Raw genomic sequence first — 19039 nt, forward strand, 5'->3', positions numbered from 1 at the left:
ATGACTGAGACCACGCAGTTTGATCCTGCAGCGGTAGTGCAGATGGAGAAGATCATCTCCGATCTGGGGCGGATGTACCAGGAGCGCAACGAAGCCCTCCAAGAAGTTGCCCGCGCCCATCACGAAGCCTTATTTTTGCTAACCCTGGCTGCTGAATACAAGGACGACGATACGGGCGTGCACATTGTGCGGATTGGCTTTCTGGCTGAAGCACTCGCACTGCTGCTCGGTCAGAGCAAGACCTATGCAGAGCTACTTCGCAAAGCAGCGCCAATGCACGACGTCGGCAAGATTGGCATCCCTGACAGGGTTCTGAAAAAGCCGGGCCCATTCACGTCCGAAGAGCGAGAGATCATGAACAGCCACCCCAGCATTGGGGCAGACATACTAGGAAAGTCTCGCATCGCGTTATTCCAGCTAGCAGCCGAAGTAGCACTTACACACCATGAGCGCTGGGATGGGACAGGTTATCCCAAGCAACTTAGCGGCACGGACATTCCCTTGTCTGGTCGGATTGTTGCGGTAGTGGACTGTTATGACGCGCTGACTATGGACCGTGTCTATCGTCCAGCCTTTTCGCACGAAGAAGCACTGGAAATGATCATCGCGCAACGTGCCACAGCTTACGATCCGGACGTAGTGGATTGCTTCGCTCGTAATCATGGAACGCTGCGTGCTGTACGTCAACGGATTGCGGAGCGCCGAATGACTTTTGCTGACTTAGTCAACGCTGAACATTCCATTCCATGACGTGGCATAGCGTCCGAATTGGTATTACTAGGCTCTTGCTGTGCTTGGTTAGCGCCTGGAGCAGTCAGGGTGCGCACGCAGGCGAAGTACTTGAGCGCGTCCAGGCGAGTGGTGAACTCAAAGTCTGTGTCTGGCCCGCCTACCAAGGTATCAGTTGGCGCGACCCACGCTCTGGACAACTGAGCGGTCTAGACATTGATCTGGCGAGGGGCCTTGCGTCCGATTTGCGGCTGACACTGCAATTCATAAACTCTTCCTTTCCTTCGCTGATACAGGATCTGCTTGATGACCGTTGTGATGTGGCTATGTTTGGCATCGCGATGCTGCGTCAGCGTATGGACAAGCTGCTGTTTGCCACCCCTTATCTGCAAAGCGATATCTACGCTATTAGTACACGCACCAGCCGTGTCGTGCGGCAGTGGAGTGACATCGATCAGCCGGGCGTGCTGGTGGGTGTACAGGCTGGAACCTTCATGGAACCTGTGATGCAACAGCGGCTGCGCTACGCCCGTTTAGTGAGCGTAGAGCTCCCGCGCACCCGTGAACGGGAGCTCTTTGCTGGTCGCGTGGACGTCTTTATGACTGACTACCCCTATGGACGTACACTGACTGACAACACCGACTGGGCTTTGCTGCTAGCGCCGCCCGAGCCGTTTCACCAGCTACCGTATGCTCATGCTAGTAAACCTGGGGATCTGGAGTGGCAGGCTGTGCTGAATGCGTTTGTGGCACGCATCCAGCAGGACGGAAGACTCTACGCAGCAGCTAGACGCTATGGCTTGCAGGACATGGTGGTGCATAGATGAGCGCTCTCTCACTGCATATATTTCTACGCCCAAAGGGTTTGGCCCTGCGTTTGGCCAGTTGCCGCGTACTCGCCAGTGGCATCGTACTGACCCTGGTCGTTTTCTCTATCGCAATTGGATTGATGTGGCGCGAATTGGGCTATGCGCAGCAGCGCAAGCTCCAGCAGCTCGAAATGCTTGCCAGCGTTATGGAGGCTCATGCAACCCAGGTGTTCGAGAGTGGCCTGCTTGCACTTGACAATTTGGCAGCGAGCCTGACGCAGGAACCACTTTCTATTAGTGCACTGGAGGCCCAGCAAACTTATTATTTGCAGAGTCTGCCATTTCTGCGCAGTCTTGCGCTGGTTAGCATCCAGGGTCATGTGTTGGCCTCGACTACGTCTAGTGATCGTGGTGGCACTGTTGATCTACAGCGTTTGATGCCGGGCGGTGTTATGGACCAACGTGTCATGATTGGTCCGTGGATACAAGGGCGTTCGTTGGTAGAGGTAGACACTTCTGCAAGCATCCCTTCTCACCTGGGATTCATTCCCCTGATCCGCCGCGTTCAACTCGACGCCAACCGCAGTGTCGTGTTGGTGGCACAACTCAACCCTGACGCGTTGGCAACTTACCAGCAGCAACTGTTGGAAGTGAGTGGGCCTGGCACTCACGTGCTACTGTCCCTGAATGACGGAAGTCTGCTATCACAAGTAGGCCAGCATCCATCACCTGCGGGCAGTGATCCACGAACGCATGTTCTGTTTTCCTCAATGCAGTCGGCGCGCAAGGGCAGCTATGGTCCCTTGAAAAAATTTGACGAATCGGTACTTGGCGCATGGCACGGCTCATCCAGTTTGCCCTTGGTGACGCTTGTCGAGCAACCTTATGCTGCCACACAGCAAGAATGGCGGGCATCGCTGCGTGGACCGCTGATCTTCATGCTTCTAGCGCTGGTACTGATTGTGCTGATGACCTTTATCGCTTGGCGCAACGCCCGCGCACGTGAAATTGCGCAGAGCGAGCGCAACGAAGTCATACAAGCCACGACAAAGCGCGAGCAAGAGCAATTAGCACTTACTAGCCAACTGCTCGAGTCCAATCCGTTGCCGATTTGCATGACTGATATGGACGGGCGCTTTATGACCGTCAACCAGGCATGGGAACACTTCATGGGATTGCCGCGCGAGCGCGTTCTTGGCTTGCGCAACAGTGAATTTTTGCCTCCCCAGGAAGCCAGGGCCTATGACTCCCACAATGAAAGGCTGCTTCTTGCTGGTGGTCACGTACGTTATGAGGAGCGTCTGCATCGCCCTGATGGCAGTGTGTGTGATGTCCAGGTGACCAAGGTACGCTTGGAATCTCACCAGGGCCAGCCTTTGGGCTTGTTGATCGTCAAGATGGACATTACAGCGTTTTTAGCAGCGCGTGACTTGGCTGAGCAGGCTTCTCGCGCGAAGAGCGAGTTCGTGGCGAATATCAGCCATGAGTTACGTACACCGTTGCAATCGATTCTAGGATTTTCCGAACTTGGGATGTTACGTGCACATCAGTATGACAAACTAGCACACATGTTTGGCGATATTCATGCTGCTGGCGAACGCATGCTTGCACTGGTCAATAATCTACTGGATCTAGGCAAAATGGACATCTCCATCGGAGCCTTTAAATTCGAACGCCATGATGTGCGTATGCTTGCTCAGGAAGTTGCCAGTGAGCTCGAGCCGCAACTTAAGCGCAAGTGCCAGGCGTTGGCGTTGCAATTGGGTAGCGATCCGCTGATTGCCAAAGTGGACCGAGTACGTTTTGTTCAGGTGGTGCGTAATGTGCTCGCGAATGCAGTGAAATTCTCCCCGGAAAACCGGCCTATCTGCATCACCGCTGCATTACAGAATAACTCCAGAATTCACCTTACTGTGCGCGACCAGGGGCCAGGCATTCCGCTTGCAGAACTAGAAACAGTGTTTCAGGCTTTTGTGCAATCAAGCCAGACTAGTGATGGTTCGGGAGGCTCCGGCCTTGGCTTGGCTATCTGTCAGAAGATCATGCTTGCTCACGGTGGGAGCATTTATGCAGCCAATGCACCTGGGGGAGGGGCAATTTTCCATATCATTTTGCCTGCTGCAGAGCTCACCAACTCAGAGTATGTAACCACTGCACCATGAAGCTGTTTTCTCATATCCGACACTGGCGTACCGACCAGGCGCTAATGCATGCCAGTGGTATCTGTGTTTTCAGCGTGGCAGTGTTGTTTGGGGGGTGGGCCACAGTCGCAACGATGCTGCACTCACAATGGCAGGAAACATTGGAATCCGAAATGCGCCAGAACACCAATACGGCTCTGGCGCTGAAGGAGCACACGCTGCGCATCTTCGATACGGTCGATCACGCAATGCGACGCCTGCAAGAGCGAGTGAGTGATGGGACTTTTAGCAGCGAAGAAATTGTGCGTATTGCCAACGAAACCGGGATGACTCCGCATATCCTGACCCAGCTGTCTTTCGTGAACGAGACCGGTGATTTTCAGAGTAGTAATCTCGATCCCGACGGCTCCCGTAGCAATCATGTCAGTTTGCTAGACCGCGAGCATATCCGCGTGCACCTGCTAGATAGTAGCGATGAGGCGCCAAGATCCGCTGGCAACTTGCAGGATGGTTTGTTCATCAGCCGCCCTGTGCAGGGCAAGGTGTCGGGCATCAAGACGATCCAGCTGTCGCGCAAGATTATTGCCCGTGATGGCCGTACTCTCGGAGTAGTTGTTGCCTCGCTGAACCAGCGACACTTTGCAGATGTCTACCAAGGCGTGCGCTTGGGGGAGCGGGGGGGCGTTGTGCTGGCAGGGCTTGATGGTGCGATTCGGGTACGTGTGATTGGTGGCCTCAGCACCGAAACGCAGCGGCCGCTTCCAGAAGCGCTTATGCAGAAGCTCTACAAGGAGGTCACAGGCGCAACCCTGACCACCTCATCAGACGGAGTGCCGCGTGTTACCGGCTACAGCCGGATTGGCGACTATTCCTTGTTCGTACTTATTGGCACAGCTCAAGAGGAAGTCTTCGCGGCTTGGCGCGCCACCCGCAATACAGTCTTGCTGCTGACAGGCTTGCTAAGCTTTGTCGTCATTGTGTTTGTAGCTATCGTCGTGATACGTACCAGGCGAATGGCCACTAGCCACGCGGCATTGGCTCGCAGTGCGGCCGAGGCTCAGCGGGCCAATGAGGCCAAGAGCGAATATCTCGCCGCTATGTCGCATGAGTTGCGCACGCCGCTAACCAGCATCAGGGGGTTTGCGGAGTTGATGGAGCTGCGCAGCAGTGACGCGCGTGTGCGGGAGCAGTCGAGCCTGATCCGCCAAGGCGCAGAGCATCTAAACGCATTGCTCAATGAAGTCTTGGACTTTGCCAAGATTGAGGCCGGAGCAATGCCTACGCACCCCGAGGCGGTGGAGTTGCTCACGTTGCTACGTGATTTGACTGATCTGTTTCGCGCCAGCGCCATGACCAAAGGTCTAACGCTCCAGCTTCTAATTCCTGCCGCGACAACCACCATTCCTCTGGTTACGGATCCACTTAAATTAAAGCAAATTCTGAGTAATTTACTGTCTAACGCCATCAAGTTTACGTCTCAGGGGAATGTTAGCCTAGAGGTAGTGCCGAGTCCAAACACTCGTCAGGTGCTGATACACGTTACGGACACCGGTCCGGGAATTCCCGAGGAGTTGCAACAGCGAATTTTCGAGAGATTCCGTCAGGGGCATTCACGTATAGGACATCAGTATGGAGGCACTGGTCTTGGCTTGTCGCTGTCTCGCTCACTAGCAGGCTTATTAGGAGGTACGCTGGTTGTGTCTCCTTCTCTCGCAGGTGCGCGCTTCACTCTGTCTCTACCTAGTTCACAGTTGTCTGCATCGCCGACGCGCAAGGAGCGCTCGGATATGATTGGAAATTCTTAGAACTTAGGGATTGGAAGTAGGGTTGAGCTAGGCTTGTCTTTTTGGATGTTTGAATCGCCCCGGGTTTTGCGGAGGCTCAACACTCTGAGAGGATTGAGCCATGAAGAAGACAAACAAGTTCTCGCCTGAAGTGCGTGAGCGCGCAGTGAGAATGGTGCAGGAGCAGCTCGGCGAGTACCCATCCCTGTGGGCCGCCATCGAATCCATTGCCCCCAAGATAGGCTGCGTGCCGCAGACCTTGAACGAATGGGTCAAACGTGCCGAAGTGGATGCAGGCACGCGAGAAGGTGTCACCACAACCGAAGCCCTGCGGGTCAAGGAGCTGGAGCGCGAGGTCAAAGAGCTGCGCCGGGCCAACGAGATACTGAAGCTGGCCAGCGCGTTTTTCGCCCAGGCGGAGCTCGACCGCCGACTCAAGTCCTGAAGGCTTTTATCGACCAGCAGCGCAATGCTTTCGGTGTCGAGCCGCTCTGCAAGGTCTTGCAGGTCGCCCCATCGGCGTATTGGCGCCACGCCGCGCTGATGCGCGAGCCTCACAAACGCTGCGCCAGAGCCAAGCGTGACGAGGTGCTGATGCCTCAGATTCAACGCGTCTGGCAGGCCAACATGCAGGTCTACGGCGCTGACAAGGTATGGCGCCAACTGGCCCGCGAAGGCGTGACGGTGGCCCGCTGTACGGTCGAGCGTCTGATGCGCAGCATGGGACTGCGCGGCGTGATGCGTGGCAAGGTCGTGCGAACCACCGTCAGTGATGGCAAAGCGCCATGCCCGTTGGACAGAGTCAACCGTCAGTTCAAGGCGGATAGGCCCAATCAGCTATGGGTCTCGGACTTCACCTACGTGTCAACCTGGCAGGGCTGGCTATACGTAGCCTTCGTAGTTGACGTGTTTGCCCGCCGTATCGTGGGCTGGCGGGTGAGCAGTTCAATGCGCACGGACTTTGTTCTCGACGCCCTGGAGCAAGCCCTCTATGCCCGTCAGCCTGAGCGCGATGGCAGTTTGGTTTGTCACTCCGATAGAGGCTCGCAATACGTCAGCATCCGGTACACCGAGCGACTGGCGGAAGCGGGCATAGAGCCTTCCGTGGGCAGCAAGGGCGACAGCTATGACAACGCTTTGGCCGAAACCATCAACGGCCTCTACAAGGCCGAGTTAATCCATCGCCGTGCACCGTGGAAAACAAAGGAAGCCGTGGAGTTTGCGACGCTCGAATGGGTGTCATGGTTTAACCATCACCGCCTGCTCGAACCCATCGGGTATATCCCGCCCGCAGAAGCTGAGGCAAACTACTATCGGCAACTTGCCAATCAGGCCACCGCTGTGGTGACCTGACTTAAACCAACCGACCTCCTTGAAAGCCGGGGCGATTCAATCGTGACGCGGTCTTCAGGCTGGAGTTGGTGATAGTGCGAGGAGGCGCTTGGCATCTGCGGACCTTACAGGTTGGCAGGTGTTGCACTTCACTTTTGAATCCGCCATGTTTATTCTTAATTTCAATATAAAATCAAATAAATATGTATTTTTGTTATATTTGATATAATTACCGTACGTTATGGTAGTGACGTGCCGCCTTGGCATGGGCTCACGAGTACCGTTCTCCGCTCAGTTTCCCGAGCACTTCCCTCTCTTGTTTTTGCCCTCAGCCTGAATTGATCAGGCCGTTTGCTCGCGCATGCGTTTTGAACGCTTGTGCGGCGTAGCCATGCCTGTCAATTTGAGGTCGTGAGCCTTGGGGGAAGTGTTGGGCAGCACAGGGCACTTCTTTCCCACTTTTCCCTTTTGGAGTTTTCTATGACTGATACAGGTCAGGCCGCCGCATGCCCAAACGATTCTTCTCCTGCTGCTCATGACAAGACTGCTGCTGGTACGCCCTTGTTTGCCTTGGGCCAGGTACTGGTCACACCTGGGGCATTGGAGCTACTGGAAACCCATCAACTGACAGCACTGCCGTTTGTGCTGCGCCATGTGTCGTGTGATTGGGGCGATATCTGTGCTGAAGACAGGCAAAGTAATGCTGACGCTTTGCAGTACGGCTACAGGCTGATGTCGGTGTATGAGCTTTCCAAGGCAGAACGCCTGTGGATCATCACAGAAGCTGACCGCAGTAGCACCACGCTGTTATTGCCTGAGGAGTACTGATGCTGGGGCGGCACTTTGTGGTGCACTCGCAGCTGAGTGTGGGCCGCTCAGGTGCAATGGCCTATCAAAACAAGCTGCTGCTGCGCCAGGGCGAAAACGACATGGCTTGCGGGCACCACTGCGTGTTGATGGCTTTGATGCTGTTGGGTCAGGTGTCACGCGATGTCCTGTATGAAGGCGACCTTGACGCACGCCTGATGGAGGTGAGTGCCATGGGCCAAGCTCTGTACTTTAGCGGCTGTAGCAGCGCAGCCATCAGAGAGCAGTTTGCACCGTTTTCTGAGCAACTGCAGTGCCGCCAACTGCGCCGCAATGTCGAGGCCCGCACGGTGGCCGCATTGGAATCTGACCATGTGTGCCTGGTGCGATTCACTTCGCCCAGCTACAGCCATTGGGTGCTGGCAGTGGGTGTGATGTATGCCGATGGCAAGCCACATTCCTTGCTGGTGCTCGACCCCTTGATGGACGGTGTGCCGCTCACTCCCTGGAATGCCTTGCTGGAGCATTGGGGCAGCAAAAAGCTGCGCAACACCAACGCCCGCTGGTCAGAAAAAGCCACCTTGGACAAGGTGGTGCAAGTTGGTTTGCGCAGCCGCCGTGGCACGACCATCGCGCTGGCTTGAGTTTCAGTTTCTCGCGTTCTTTTCCTGATTTCCTTTGTGCACGTTGTGCGCCTGGTGCTTGGCTTTTGAAGATGCACTCAGGTGCCGTTGCGGCGTGCCTGTTTTGAAAGTTTGACCATGCACCCTTATCACTTGAGGTGGTACCGCTACCGGCGTTTGTTGGCGGCGGTGATGACATTGCCTGCACTGGATATCTCAACGCCTGTTCCGCATGAATTCAGTGGGCAGTGGCCGTGCTGCTTCAATGGCTGTGCCGAAGCTGGGCGTTATGTGCATGCTTCAAGGCCATGCATGGAGCCGCAATCGGCCATGGTGCTGGAACTGGCCGATGCGGCGTTGCAGTCGGTTGAGCCAATCAGCCAGCGCACCGCTGCATGGCAGGCATTTGCACGGTGTGCCGTGCCTCAGTTGGGCTTGGGCAGCTTTGCACGGCTGGTGGCACTGCTGCAGCAATACGGGTCTGATGACGATGCCGAACTGGCCCTTTTGTTGTGGCAAGGTGAAACCACCCAACAAGCAGCCGTACTCAAGGCCGTGCAGCGTTTGCGCAGCCTGGTCGCATTCTTGCAAAGCCAGGGCATCGCGGATGCAGCCCGTTGGTTGCAGTGACGGGATTCGGCAGATGCGCAAGCGGTTGTGCACGGTGCACCGCATCAGGCACCAGAAACGATCAACGCTTTGCTGTGGCACTTGGACAGCGTGCGCTGTGATGTGCCCTGGGTGCTGATGTTTGCCAAACGTGTGTTGGGGCAGGCTCCTGCGCATGGTCACGTCATGTTGGCTATGCAAGAAATGGCTGAGGCTATGAACCTGAGTGCCAAGGCTTTAGCCAGGCGTATTGCTTGGCATGAGCGGCTGTTTCAAGCTTTGGGCGATGTGCCCGAATTTCGACTGGCGTGGTGGCGATGCGTGAAGCGCACTTTGCAAGCGCAACTAACCAACGCTACAGCGGTCAAACTGCAAGTGCAGGGAGTCAAAGAGCCTTTGCCGCTGTCGCTGGCCATGCACCTGCGCCAGGGGCAACCCATGCTGACGATTCAGCTGCCCCGTGCGTTTGGTGCGGCACCTGCCTGGCCCAACCTGACCATGGTGCAGCTGGGGCAAGAAGGCTGGGGGCCTGGTTTGGGGCTACGCTTGCTGCTGCAAGGCGAAGGCGTGTTGCCAGCTCAGCTGCAGCTGGACATCGCCAAGCGCTGGAAAGCAGCGCAACTGCAGCAGCCCATGTTTGAGCGCATCAGTGCTACCAAGTGGGAAATCAGCTGCTGCTGGTGTGATGGGCTTTGGAAGCCTTCAAACCTTGATCATGCTGAAGTTACGACTTGGGCCATCGACACGGCGCTGCAGGTGATGGAATATGTGCTGATGCTCAGGGGGATGCTAGCTTGGAAAGCTACGGCTGCAACGGTGTTGTCGCGCTAGCTTGTATCGGTTTCGCTCAACGTCCAGTAACGCCCAGAGACAACCAATTGCTTTGACGGTAAAAGTGACGGTATGGTCTTTTCTAGCAAGGCCAAATCATATGCAACAACGTGTAGCTTCGTTCAATAGCGACTTGATTTCCGATCGGTTGACAATTGAGTGGGAGTAATCCCGCGTTGAGAACTGCCTAGCAGCTCAACAATAAAAGCCCTGCAAATCAATGATTTGCGGGGCTTTTTGCTTTTGTGCATCGCACTTGCTGGAAGTCTCAGGGAGGAGGGTGAACTTGGAAACTCCAAGAACCGCAACCTCTGCACAGCAGACTTTGCTTGATGGGACTCGTACGACAGGAGTTCGTCGATTGCTGGCCGAAGCTTAGGATCAGTGAGGGTTGGCATGTTTCTCATTGATCCGCCGCACCTTCCTCGGTGGACAAAGCGCTCGAATTTTTTTCTCAACTCTGTCAGGAATCCGCATCTCGGTACGACTAGATCTCCGTGCACGTCTTGTGCATGCCATTTTCTAGGAGTCAAACATGTCCGCCCTGAACATCAAATCTGTTGCAACGATTGCTGCTGCTCTTATTGCTTCTTCGGCCTGGGCTGCAGGCGCTGCTGAGCAAAAGTGCGGCGCGGGAACCTGCGGCAAGAAGGAAACGACCTGCAAACCTGGTGCCCAGTGCGATGCATCGTGCAGCAAAAAAGACAGTGCGTGCAGCAAGAAAGATGCGGCCTGCTCCAAAAAAGACGCTGCTTGTTCCAAGAAGTGAAGGAGCATGACTATGGCCGGATTGGGTTATCGCCGCGAAATGGCCGACTGGGACATGTCGCTGGTTCTGGCTGACTTCTTTGAAGTTGCCCCCGAGAACTGGATACGACGTGATCGCAGCCCTTTGCACAGGCTGCGAGCATCCGGCCGGCCTGTGCACCTGCACGGTGTGTCTCTGAACTTGGGCGGAGACAGTGCAATTGATCACAGTTTTTTACGGGATGTCCGCGCCTTGATGGATGAGCTGGGGACCATCAGGTATTCAGACCACTTGGCGGCCAGTGGAGACGCCCATCAGCTGTATGACCTGTTCCCCATCCCCTTCACCAAGCAAGAGGTCAAGCGGGTGGGAGACCGTATCCGCCAGGTGCAGGACATCCTGGGGCAGCAAATTGCGATCGAGAACAGCACTTGGTACACCAATATTGGTGACATCCCTGAGCCCGACTTCTTGGGCGCTGTCGCCGAATGGGGCGACTGTGGTGTGCTGCTGGATCTCAACAACATCATGGTCAATTACAAGAACCATGGGCAACACAGTCTGCAGGAGTTTGTTGCGCGTGTGGATCTGACGCGAGTCAGTTACATCCATGTGGCTGGCCATGAGTTCGATACTCGTTTTGGCCTGTTCATTGACACCCACAGCGAGACCGTGGAAGAGCAAACCATGACCATGGCCCGCCAACTTCAGCGCACCCATGGCCTACAAGTGCTGCTGGAGTGGGATAACGATGTGCCGTCTATGGACACACTCAACCAGGAACTCATATGTCTAACGCCTTTTATGACTACGTGAGGGGGCGCAGCGAGACAGTGCCGGCAGGGTACACCCTGGCAGGACTTCGTGCATACCGGTATCTGGTGTATCTGGGCGCCAGCCAGATGGTGGAGGCCAATTTCCCATCCCTGCGAGAGCAATTGGGAGAGCAGGCGTGGCGCCTGCTGATTGAAGGGTTCGTGCGGCAATCCGCTTGGACATCACCGTATTACGGAGATTTGCGTCATGAATTTATTGCTTATCTGGGGCGAGAAAGCACAGACACACATGCGTGACCTGGGACTGCTGGGACTCAGAATATGGGCAGCGCAAGAGTTTTTGTTCGCCGGCTGGACCAAATTGAGCGCTGGCGGCTCTGCTCCTGCATGGTTTGCAGGTCTGGACTTTCCTTTCCCCCATCAGTTCCTGGGAGCACAACTGAACTGGCTGGCAGCCGGTATTGGCGAGGTCGTGCTGGGCTTTTTGCTGCTACTGGGGTACAAGGGCCGATTCGCGGCATTGGGCCTGATTTATATCACCTACGTCGCTGTCTATACCGTGCACTTTGATCTGGGCTGGGCAGGTTGGCGGGCGATTGAAACCGATGAAGGCCTGGGGTTTAAGGTTCCTCTCATGCTGGGACTGATGCTGTTTGCCGTGCTGACCCAAGGACCTGGGCGATTTTCTCTGGATGCAGCGCAAGCAAGCATGTCGCCAAAGTCCAATCAGGGCGCATCCAAGCGAGTTTCCTCTACCTAGCAATACACCGTATGAGTCTCGTGATCGACGACAGGTCGCAGTGGATATGCCAATGGCGTGGGCCCATGCTTCGATTTGCTTGCCTGCATCTAAGCCCACGCGAGGAAGCTGAGGACGCAGTGCAAGATGCGTTGATTGCATTGTTGGAGATCGATTTCGACAAGCTGCAAGCTGTAGACCCCAAGCGCTACTTGTTCGGAATTCTCAAGAACAAAATCACAGATCGGCTACGCAAGCGCTATAGCGGGGAGGTCAGCTACTGCGAAGCGTTTTCGGACGATCTGGATGTTTATTTGTTCAATGAGCGCAGCCATTGGATAGAAGGCGTCGCTCCTGCAGGCTGGCACAGGCCAGACGAACGGCTGCAAACAGATCAGTTTTTTGCCGTGGTCGATTTGTGCGTGCACAACTTACCGACCAAACCTGCCCAGGTGTTCAGCATGAAGGTGTTTTTGGAGTGCGATGCCGATGAAATCTGCACCACTCTGGGCTTGAGCAAAACCGATTACTGGCAATGCATGAGCCGGGCCCGCAAACAAATACAGCTGTGCTTGAGCCAGAAATGGTTCGGAGGTGCCAGTCAATGATGAATTGCAAGCAATACATCTTTCACATCACATCGGGGCAATCCGAGGAAGCAGGCGCTATCGACCGTTTCTGGGCTGCTCAGCACCGGCTTATTTGTCATCGCTGCCGGAGTTTCACCCGCAACGATCAGCAGCTTTCGACAATCCTCAAAGACTATCGGGAAAACATTCTTGATCCCGATAAATCAGTGAAGCGCTGATTTGTTTTTATGAATTGCTGGGTCAGCAGCTGTCTCTCTGATCGGCCAAACCTGTCGTCAGTCCACAGAACGCTGTCGCTGCAAAGTAGATTCCAGACGGCCAGCCTGTCTGGGGAAACCCTACAGACCTGAGTAGCCACCTCATTTGCCTGTTTCGAGCATGGCAGCAGCCCATGTAAGAGGGTGTACAGAATTTTGTGTAAATGGCCCATAACCCGCAGACTTGGATCTGCAAACCCGTAAACGCAATGACATCTGTACAACACGACATTCCTGAAGCGTTGCTCAGCGCTCTGCTGGCCGATTACAAAAAGCCCGAAGACCTCATTGGCGAGAACGGTCTGCTCAAGCAACTGACCAAAGCCGTGGTCGAGAAAGCCTTGCAGGCGGAATTGACTGAGCACCTCGGTCATGAACGCCATGAGACCATCACCAACGGCGCTCGCAACAGCCGCAATGGCTCCAGCCAGAAGACGCTCAAGGGCGATTTTGGTGAGTTGCTCATTAACGTTCCCCGTGATTGCCATGGCAGCTTCGAGCCCCAGTTGGTTGCCAAGCACCAGACCCGCTGGACGGGCGTTGATGACAAAATCATCTCGCTGTATGCCCGGGGCATGACAGTGCGGGAGATTCAGGCACATCTTGAAGAGATGTACGGCACCGAGGTCTCGCCCAGCCTGATCTCTTTGGTAACTGATGCTGTCAGCGAGGAAGTCAAAGCCTGGCAAGCCAGGCCGCTGCATGCGATTTACCCCATCGTCTATCTGGACTGCATTCACGTCAAAGTGCGAGAAGGAGCGGTCCGGGTCAAGGCCGTGTACCTGGCCATTGGCGTCAACTTGCAGGGAGAAAAAGAAGTGCTGGGGCTGTGGCTGTCGCAGACGGAAGGTGCCAAGTTCTGGCTGCAGGTCGTCACGGAACTACGCAACCGGGGCGCGCAAGACATCTTCATCGCCTGCGTCGATGGGCTCAAAGGCTTTCCTGAGGCCATTGAAGCGGTGTTTCCACAGACCGTGGTGCAACTGTGCATTGTCCACATGGTGCGCCACAGCCTGAACTACGCGCCCTGGAAGCAGCGAGCTCAAGTAGCAGCCGATCTGCGCCGCATTTACCAGTCGGCAACCGTGCAAGAGGCCCAACAATGCTTGCAGGAGTTCGAGGCTAAATGGGCAGATACTTACCCCAGCATCATCCAGTCTTGGCGCAAGAACTGGGCTCGCCTGACGCCGTTCTTTGACTATCCGGCTGAGATACGCAAGCTGATCTACACCACCAATGCCATTGAATCGGTGAACATGAGCTTGAGAAAGATCACCAAAAGCCGCGGCTCATTCCCCAGCGATGAGGCACTGCTCAAGCTGTTTTACTTGGCACTGCACAACATCAGCCGCAAGTGGACGATGCCCATCCGAGATTGGAAGGCAGCTCTGAATCGGTTTACGATCGAGTTTGGAGACGGACTCTCCGCGAACTGACGTCCGAACCGTTTACACAAAAATTCGGACACCCTCCTGAAACCTGGAGTTGCTGGCTTCATTGGTTTTTATAGCTTGCAGTGCTGACTGCATAAGCACTGCAAGCCTGTTCAGTGCAGCACCGTAGTCAGAATGCTTGGGCGCAGTCGGCAGACAACGATTCAGGCTGTGCTTTGGTGGGGACGGGCTCCCTGGCCTTTGGGCCAAGAGCCTGTTGCCATCACTGGTGTGGCCCCGGCTCTACAATCCGAGCCCCTTTTTCTGTTTTCTCTGTGGTACCTATGTCCATGCCAACTCCTCCCGTATTCCACTCGTTTCTGGGCCTGAGCTTTGGCTGGTCTTATGCGCTGGCGGCTTTCACGCTGACTGTGACGGGCTGCCTGCCACTGGCCTTGTTGGCTACCATGCATGTGCCGCTGGAAGAAGGCGCACGCGCCAGCGCCTTGATGACCAGCCTGCCACTGATGGCACTGGCAATTGCAGGGGTGACGGCCGTGGTCTATTTCACATGGCTGCGCCAGCGTGTGCAGTGGCAGCGCCACGCGCTGATGCTGATGTGGGCGCTGTCTGCACTGGGCATGGTGGGCTGGTGGAAGATCTGAGCAAGCTGGCGCTGCGCGTGTGGTGGCACTTGATGGCCCCCTGCGATGCATGGCGATTTTTTTGATAGTGCTTGCTCTTGTATTTCCTGTAGCAGGCTGCATCTAGCAAGCCTGTTGTGCAATTGCCAGACACCTGATGAGGTGTTGCTGGCCTGAAGAAAGTCATTGATGTCGCAGTTACATACCCCCTTGCAAATCGGTAGCGTGCAGCTGCCCAACCGAATCTTCATGGCTCCCTTGACCCGCATGCGCGCCTTTGAGCAGCGCAGCGTGGGTGACTTGCAGGTAGAGCATTACCGCCAGCGTGCCACGGCGGGCCTGATTTTGACGGAGGCCACTTCCGTATGCCCCATGGGCGTGGGCTATCCGAACACCCCCGGTATCTGGTCGGCCCAGCAGGTGGCTGGCTGGAAACGCGTAACCGATGCAGTCCATGCCGCAGGTGGCCATATTGCCGTGCAGCTGTGGCATGTGGGCCGTATTTCTGACCCTGAATTGCTTGATGGCCAGCTGCCAGTGGCCCCCAGTGCGATTGCCGCTGAAGGCGATGTGAGTGTGTTGCGTCCCAAGCGCCCCTATGCCGTGCCTCGCGCGCTGGAAACGGCGGAGATTGCAGGCATCGTGCAGGACTTTGTGCAAGCCGCCCGCAATGCGAAAGAGGCAGGTTTTGACTTTATTGAAGTGCATGCTGCCAACGGCTATCTGTTTGACCAGTTCCTGCACGAAGGCAGCAACCAGCGTACCGACCAGTACGGCGGCAGCATTGAAAATCGTGCGCGCTTCCTGCTGGAGACGGTGGATGCCTTGCTCAAGGAGTGGCCCGCCGAGCGCATTGGCGTGCACCTGAACCCCATGAGCAATACGCACAGCATGAGCGACAGCAACCCTGTGGCGCTGTTTACCTATGTGGCGGAGCAGCTGCAGGCACGCAAGCTGGGCTTTATCTTCTCGCGCGAAGAACTCAAGGATGGCGTGCTGCCCATTGGCCAGCACATGCGCCAGGTGTTCAAGGGCGCATTCATTGCCAACGATGGCTTTACGGCAGAGCAGGCCCAGGCCGTGGTTGCCAGCGGTGCGGCGGATGCCGTGGCCTTTGGCCGTGCCTTTATCGCCAACCCTGATCTGCCAGAGCGCATTGCCAAGGGTGCGGCGTGGAACGAACTCAATGCTTCGACCATCTATAGCCCGGATGCTACGGGCTATAACGACTACCCCACGCTGGAGCAGCTGCAGGCGAAGTAATTGCGCTTTTGATAGCTGCCTGCGCTTGCAGCATAAGCCTTAGCGCCATTTTTAAGGGTTGTGCTTGGCACAACCCTTTTTCATGCGCACCTGCTACGCAGCGCAGGCAGGTGCAGGCATCAATACACAAACTCCAGCGTCTTGCTGGTGCTGTCTACCGTCACGGTCTTGGTCTGGGTGCTGCCATCTGGTGCTGTGGCGCTCACGGTGTAATTGCCTGCAGGCAGCTTCAGCAGGCAGATGGGGCCACCGGCATTGAACTGCTCGGTGGCGTTCTGCGCATTGGTGACGCTCACATTCACATTGGCCAGATACGCGCCCCCCTTGGCCACAAACAGCAAGGACAGAGGAAACTGACTTTGAGCCTGCGTCATGGCGCTGGACTGGGTCTCTCCAATACCGCCACAGCTGTATGACAGCGCACCTTGGGTGACGAAAGCGGGAATGGCACCGGTATTGCCTTGTGCGAAGGCATGTGGAGCCAGCGAAGCACAGGCCAGCAGGGCGAGCAGCTTGGCATTCAATTGCAGCATGGAGAACTTCTTTCAACAGCTTGGGATGAGGAGTCTTGTACTGTGTGCGCAGCGCTTGTCTCCATATGCCAGTGCGCATGCGCAAGCCATGTAAGAAAAAACGCCAGGCGTTGGTGCACGGGCGTTTTTGTGAAGAGGCGTGAAGGGCGCTCAGGCCACGCGCACTTCGGGTTCGCCAGCTTCCATACGGCCAATCACGCAGGCATCGGCAAAGCCGTGTTGCTGGAAGGTACGCAGCACTTCGTCCACAGTGTCTGGCGTGCAGGACACCAGCAGGCCGCCGGAGGTTTGTGGGTCGGTCAGCAAGGCGCGCTGGGCATCGGTGATGTTTTCGGGCAGGCGGATGGCTTCGCCGTAGGACGTCCAGTTACGGCCAGAAGCACCGGTGAAGATGCCTTGCTCGGCCAGCTCCATCACGCCGGGCAGGATGGGCAGGGCATTCAGGTCAATGTGGGCTGTCAGCTTGGCGCCGCGTGCCAGTTCCAGACTGTGGCCCAGCAGGCCAAAGCCGGTCACGTCCGTCAAGGCATGCACGCCGTCGAGTTTGGACAGGTCTGCACCGGGGCGGTTGAGCTTGGTGGTTGCACCCACCATGGCAGCGTAGCCCGCTTCGTCCAGCAGGTTCTTCTTCAGTGCTGCGGAGTAGATACCCACGCCCAGTGGCTTGCCCAGCACCAGCACGTCGCCTGCCTTGGCGTCGGCATTGCGCTTGAGCTGCTTGGGGTTGACGATGCCAATGCCCACCAGACCGTAGATAGGCTCTACGGAGTCGATGGAGTGGCCGCCGGCCAGCGGAATGCCAGCTTCCTGGCAGATGGATGCGCCGCCATCCAGAATTTCTGCAATGGTTTCGTGGGGCAGCACATTGATAGGCATGCCCACAATGGCCAGCGCCATCAGCGGTGTGCCGCCCATGGCGTAGATGTCCGACAGGGCGTTGGTGGCAGCAATGCGGCCAAAGTCACGTGGGTTGTCCACGATGGGCATGAAAAAGTCGGTCGTGGCGACAATGGCCTGCTCATCGTTGATGCGGTACACGGCAGCATCGTCTGCCGTTTCCGTGCCTACCAGCAGGTCGGCAAAGAACTGCTTGGGCAGGGTGCTCTGGCCAATCAGCTTGGCCAGAACGCCGGGGGCAATCTTGCAGCCGCAACCACCGCCGTGGGACAGGGAAGTCAGGCGGGGCGTCAAATTGGCAGCAGGCGTGGAGTTGGGAGCTTGTGTCATGTTGGTTCAATGGCTGCACGCAGCACAGTTAAGTGGCTCACAGAAAAAGAAGATATGCCCTGTGTGGCATTCAGCGCACATTGTGCGCCAGTTCTGCACGTGACCGTGGTGTGCGGGCTTGCGGCGTGTGCGAGGACGTGCATCGCAAGCCCCACAGTCTGTGCTGTTGTGACTGCAATCGGTATCTGATTGCTGCATGATGTGCGGCTTTGTGATTGCTGCCTGTGCGCCGTGACTGAACCACACGAACTGAACCACCCATTGACCCCTGCCATGCGCGATGTGCTGCGCCGCATGGCGCGTGCCAACCGTCCCCATCTGCATACGCTCACGCCCGAGCAGGCGCGTGCGGCCTACGAGGCAGGCGCAGGGGTGCTGGAAATTGCCAGCAAAGCATTGCCCCGCGTGGAAGACATTGCGATTCCTGCACGCGATGGCACGCAGCTGCATGCGCGCCTGTATGCACCAAGTACCGCGCAGCCACTGCCTGTGCTGCTGTATCTGCATGGCGGTGGCTTCACCATTGGCAGCGTGGCCACGCACGACACCCTGTGCCGTGAGCTGGCGTTTCAGGCAGGTTGCGCCGTGGTGTCGCTGGACTACCGGCTTGCGCCGGAGCACAAGTTCCCCACCGCCATCAACGACGCCTGGGATGCGCTGCAGTGGCTGCACCAGCAAGGCCAGACGCTGGGGCTGGACAGCAGCTGCATGGCCGTGGGCGGCGACAGCGCCGGTGGCACGCTGGCAGCTGCCTGTGCGCTGCTGGCACGCGATGCCGGGCTGCCCTTGCAGCTGCAGCTGCTGATCTACCCCGGCACCTGCGCGCACCAGGACACGGACTCGCACCTACGCTACGCTACCGGCCTGGTGCTGGAGCGCGAAGGCATTCACTGGTTCTTCAACCACTATGTGCGTGATGCGGCGGACCGCGAGGACTGGCGCTTTGCCCCGCTGCTCGCTCCCGATGTGGAAGGTGTGGCCCCGGCCTTTTTCTGCCTGGCTGAACTCGATCCGCTGGTGGATGAAGGCGTGCAGTACGCGGACATGCTGCGCATGGCCGGTGTGCCGGTGGAGCTGGAAATCTACAAGGGCGTGACGCACGAATTCGTCAAAATGGGCCGTGCCATTGCCGAAGCCCGCCAGGCCCATGCAGACATGGCCGCCGCGCTGCGTGCAGCGCTTGGAACCACTGTAAACCTCTGACACATTCAAAGAAAGAAGCAA

The 19039-nt window shown here is 56.7% G+C and carries 20 protein-coding genes and 1 other annotated feature; of the genes, 18 read left to right on the forward strand and 2 right to left on the reverse strand.

Annotation, left to right across the window (positions count from 1 at the left end; all coding sequences use genetic code 11):
• The 17 genes from B5M06_RS12750 (at position 1) to B5M06_RS12830 (ending at position 16055) form a co-directional block, all read left to right on the forward strand.
• Entirely contained in the window at positions 1-750 is a 750-nt protein-coding gene (locus B5M06_RS12750) for an HD-GYP domain-containing protein (protein WP_240183923.1), read from the forward strand.
• Positions 747-1556 carry an ABC transporter substrate-binding protein gene (locus B5M06_RS12755; protein ID WP_054066564.1) on the forward strand — a complete coding sequence of 270 codons (810 nt, stop codon included), beginning with the start codon at positions 747-749 and terminating at the stop codon, positions 1554-1556. Before B5M06_RS12750 ends, B5M06_RS12755 begins: the two co-directional genes overlap by 4 nt.
• Positions 1553-3700 carry a PAS domain-containing sensor histidine kinase gene (locus B5M06_RS12760; RefSeq protein ID WP_240183924.1) on the forward strand — a complete coding sequence of 716 codons (2148 nt, stop codon included), beginning with the start codon at positions 1553-1555 and terminating at the stop codon, positions 3698-3700. Before B5M06_RS12755 ends, B5M06_RS12760 begins: the two co-directional genes overlap by 4 nt.
• Positions 3697-5484 (forward strand): sensor histidine kinase, encoded by a 1788-nt coding sequence (locus B5M06_RS12765; RefSeq protein ID WP_080025236.1) that lies wholly within the window; start codon positions 3697-3699, stop codon positions 5482-5484. Before B5M06_RS12760 ends, B5M06_RS12765 begins: the two co-directional genes overlap by 4 nt.
• A gap of 100 nt (positions 5485-5584) precedes the next feature.
• Positions 5585-6816 (forward strand): IS3 family transposase gene (locus B5M06_RS12770; protein WP_114070926.1). Its coding sequence is split into 2 segments (ribosomal slippage): positions 5585-5876 and positions 5876-6816, totalling 1233 coding nucleotides; the frame shifts between segments, so codons are not numbered across the junction.
• Positions 5863-5979: a sequence feature (AL1L pseudoknot), on the forward strand. (Overlaps the previous gene by 117 nt.)
• A gap of 459 nt (positions 6817-7275) precedes the next feature.
• The gene (locus B5M06_RS12775; RefSeq protein ID WP_054066562.1) at positions 7276-7623 is read left to right on the forward strand and encodes a hypothetical protein; all 348 of its coding nucleotides are present in this window, start codon (positions 7276-7278) and stop codon (positions 7621-7623) included.
• On the forward strand, positions 7623-8246 hold the full coding sequence (locus B5M06_RS12780) for a hypothetical protein (protein ID WP_054066561.1): 624 nt from the start codon (positions 7623-7625) through the stop codon (positions 8244-8246). Before B5M06_RS12775 ends, B5M06_RS12780 begins: the two co-directional genes overlap by 1 nt.
• A gap of 291 nt (positions 8247-8537) precedes the next feature.
• Positions 8538-8855: a hypothetical protein gene (locus B5M06_RS17490; RefSeq protein WP_240183925.1), complete on the forward strand. Its 318-nt coding sequence runs from the start codon at positions 8538-8540 to the stop codon at positions 8853-8855.
• Between the two features lie 300 nt (positions 8856-9155).
• On the forward strand, positions 9156-9665 hold the full coding sequence (locus B5M06_RS17495) for a hypothetical protein (RefSeq protein ID WP_240183926.1): 510 nt from the start codon (positions 9156-9158) through the stop codon (positions 9663-9665).
• Positions 9666-10200: 535 nt separating this feature from the next.
• Positions 10201-10434 (forward strand): hypothetical protein, encoded by a 234-nt coding sequence (locus B5M06_RS12790; protein ID WP_054066560.1) that lies wholly within the window; start codon positions 10201-10203, stop codon positions 10432-10434.
• 12 nt (positions 10435-10446) lie between these two features.
• Positions 10447-11229, forward strand: coding sequence for an MbnB/TglH/ChrH family RiPP precursor modification enzyme (locus B5M06_RS12795; protein WP_077345067.1), 783 nt, complete (start codon positions 10447-10449; stop codon positions 11227-11229).
• Positions 11202-11486, forward strand: a complete 285-nt coding sequence (locus tag B5M06_RS12800; RefSeq protein WP_077345064.1) for an HvfC/BufC family peptide modification chaperone — start codon at positions 11202-11204, stop codon at positions 11484-11486. The genes B5M06_RS12795 and B5M06_RS12800 overlap by 28 nt, the downstream gene beginning before the upstream one ends.
• Positions 11437-11949, forward strand: a complete 513-nt coding sequence (locus B5M06_RS12805; RefSeq protein ID WP_077345063.1) for a DoxX family protein — start codon at positions 11437-11439, stop codon at positions 11947-11949. The genes B5M06_RS12800 and B5M06_RS12805 overlap by 50 nt, the downstream gene beginning before the upstream one ends.
• 11 nt (positions 11950-11960) lie before the next feature.
• Complete coding sequence (locus B5M06_RS12810) at positions 11961-12536, forward strand: sigma-70 family RNA polymerase sigma factor (protein WP_054066559.1); 576 nt, start codon at positions 11961-11963, stop codon at positions 12534-12536.
• Positions 12537-12984: 448 nt separating this feature from the next.
• Positions 12985-14211: an IS256 family transposase gene (locus B5M06_RS12820; RefSeq protein ID WP_080025237.1), complete on the forward strand. Its 1227-nt coding sequence runs from the start codon at positions 12985-12987 to the stop codon at positions 14209-14211.
• Between the two features lie 281 nt (positions 14212-14492).
• Positions 14493-14813, forward strand: coding sequence for a hypothetical protein (locus B5M06_RS12825; protein WP_054066288.1), 321 nt, complete (start codon positions 14493-14495; stop codon positions 14811-14813).
• Between the two features lie 168 nt (positions 14814-14981).
• On the forward strand, positions 14982-16055 hold the full coding sequence (locus B5M06_RS12830) for an alkene reductase (protein ID WP_054066289.1): 1074 nt from the start codon (positions 14982-14984) through the stop codon (positions 16053-16055).
• A gap of 119 nt (positions 16056-16174) precedes the next feature.
• Here B5M06_RS12830 and B5M06_RS12835 read toward each other — a convergent pair whose 3' ends face one another.
• Both B5M06_RS12835 and selD read right to left on the reverse strand, forming a co-directional pair.
• Positions 16175-16588 carry a peptidase associated/transthyretin-like domain-containing protein gene (locus B5M06_RS12835; RefSeq protein ID WP_054066290.1) on the reverse strand — a complete coding sequence of 138 codons (414 nt, stop codon included), beginning with the start codon at positions 16586-16588 and terminating at the stop codon, positions 16175-16177.
• 150 nt (positions 16589-16738) lie between these two features.
• The gene (selD, locus tag B5M06_RS12840; RefSeq protein WP_054066291.1) at positions 16739-17815 is read right to left on the reverse strand and encodes a selenide, water dikinase SelD; all 1077 of its coding nucleotides are present in this window, start codon (positions 17813-17815) and stop codon (positions 16739-16741) included.
• 273 nt (positions 17816-18088) lie between these two features.
• Between selD and B5M06_RS12845 the strand changes: the two genes are divergently transcribed.
• The gene (locus tag B5M06_RS12845) at positions 18089-19018 is read left to right on the forward strand and encodes an alpha/beta hydrolase (protein ID WP_054066317.1); all 930 of its coding nucleotides are present in this window, start codon (positions 18089-18091) and stop codon (positions 19016-19018) included.
• Positions 19019-19039: the final 21 nt, after the last annotated feature.

It is taken from the genome of Comamonas kerstersii (genome assembly GCF_002056725.1).
GTDB classification, from domain to species: Bacteria; Pseudomonadota; Gammaproteobacteria; order Burkholderiales; family Burkholderiaceae_C; genus Comamonas; species Comamonas kerstersii.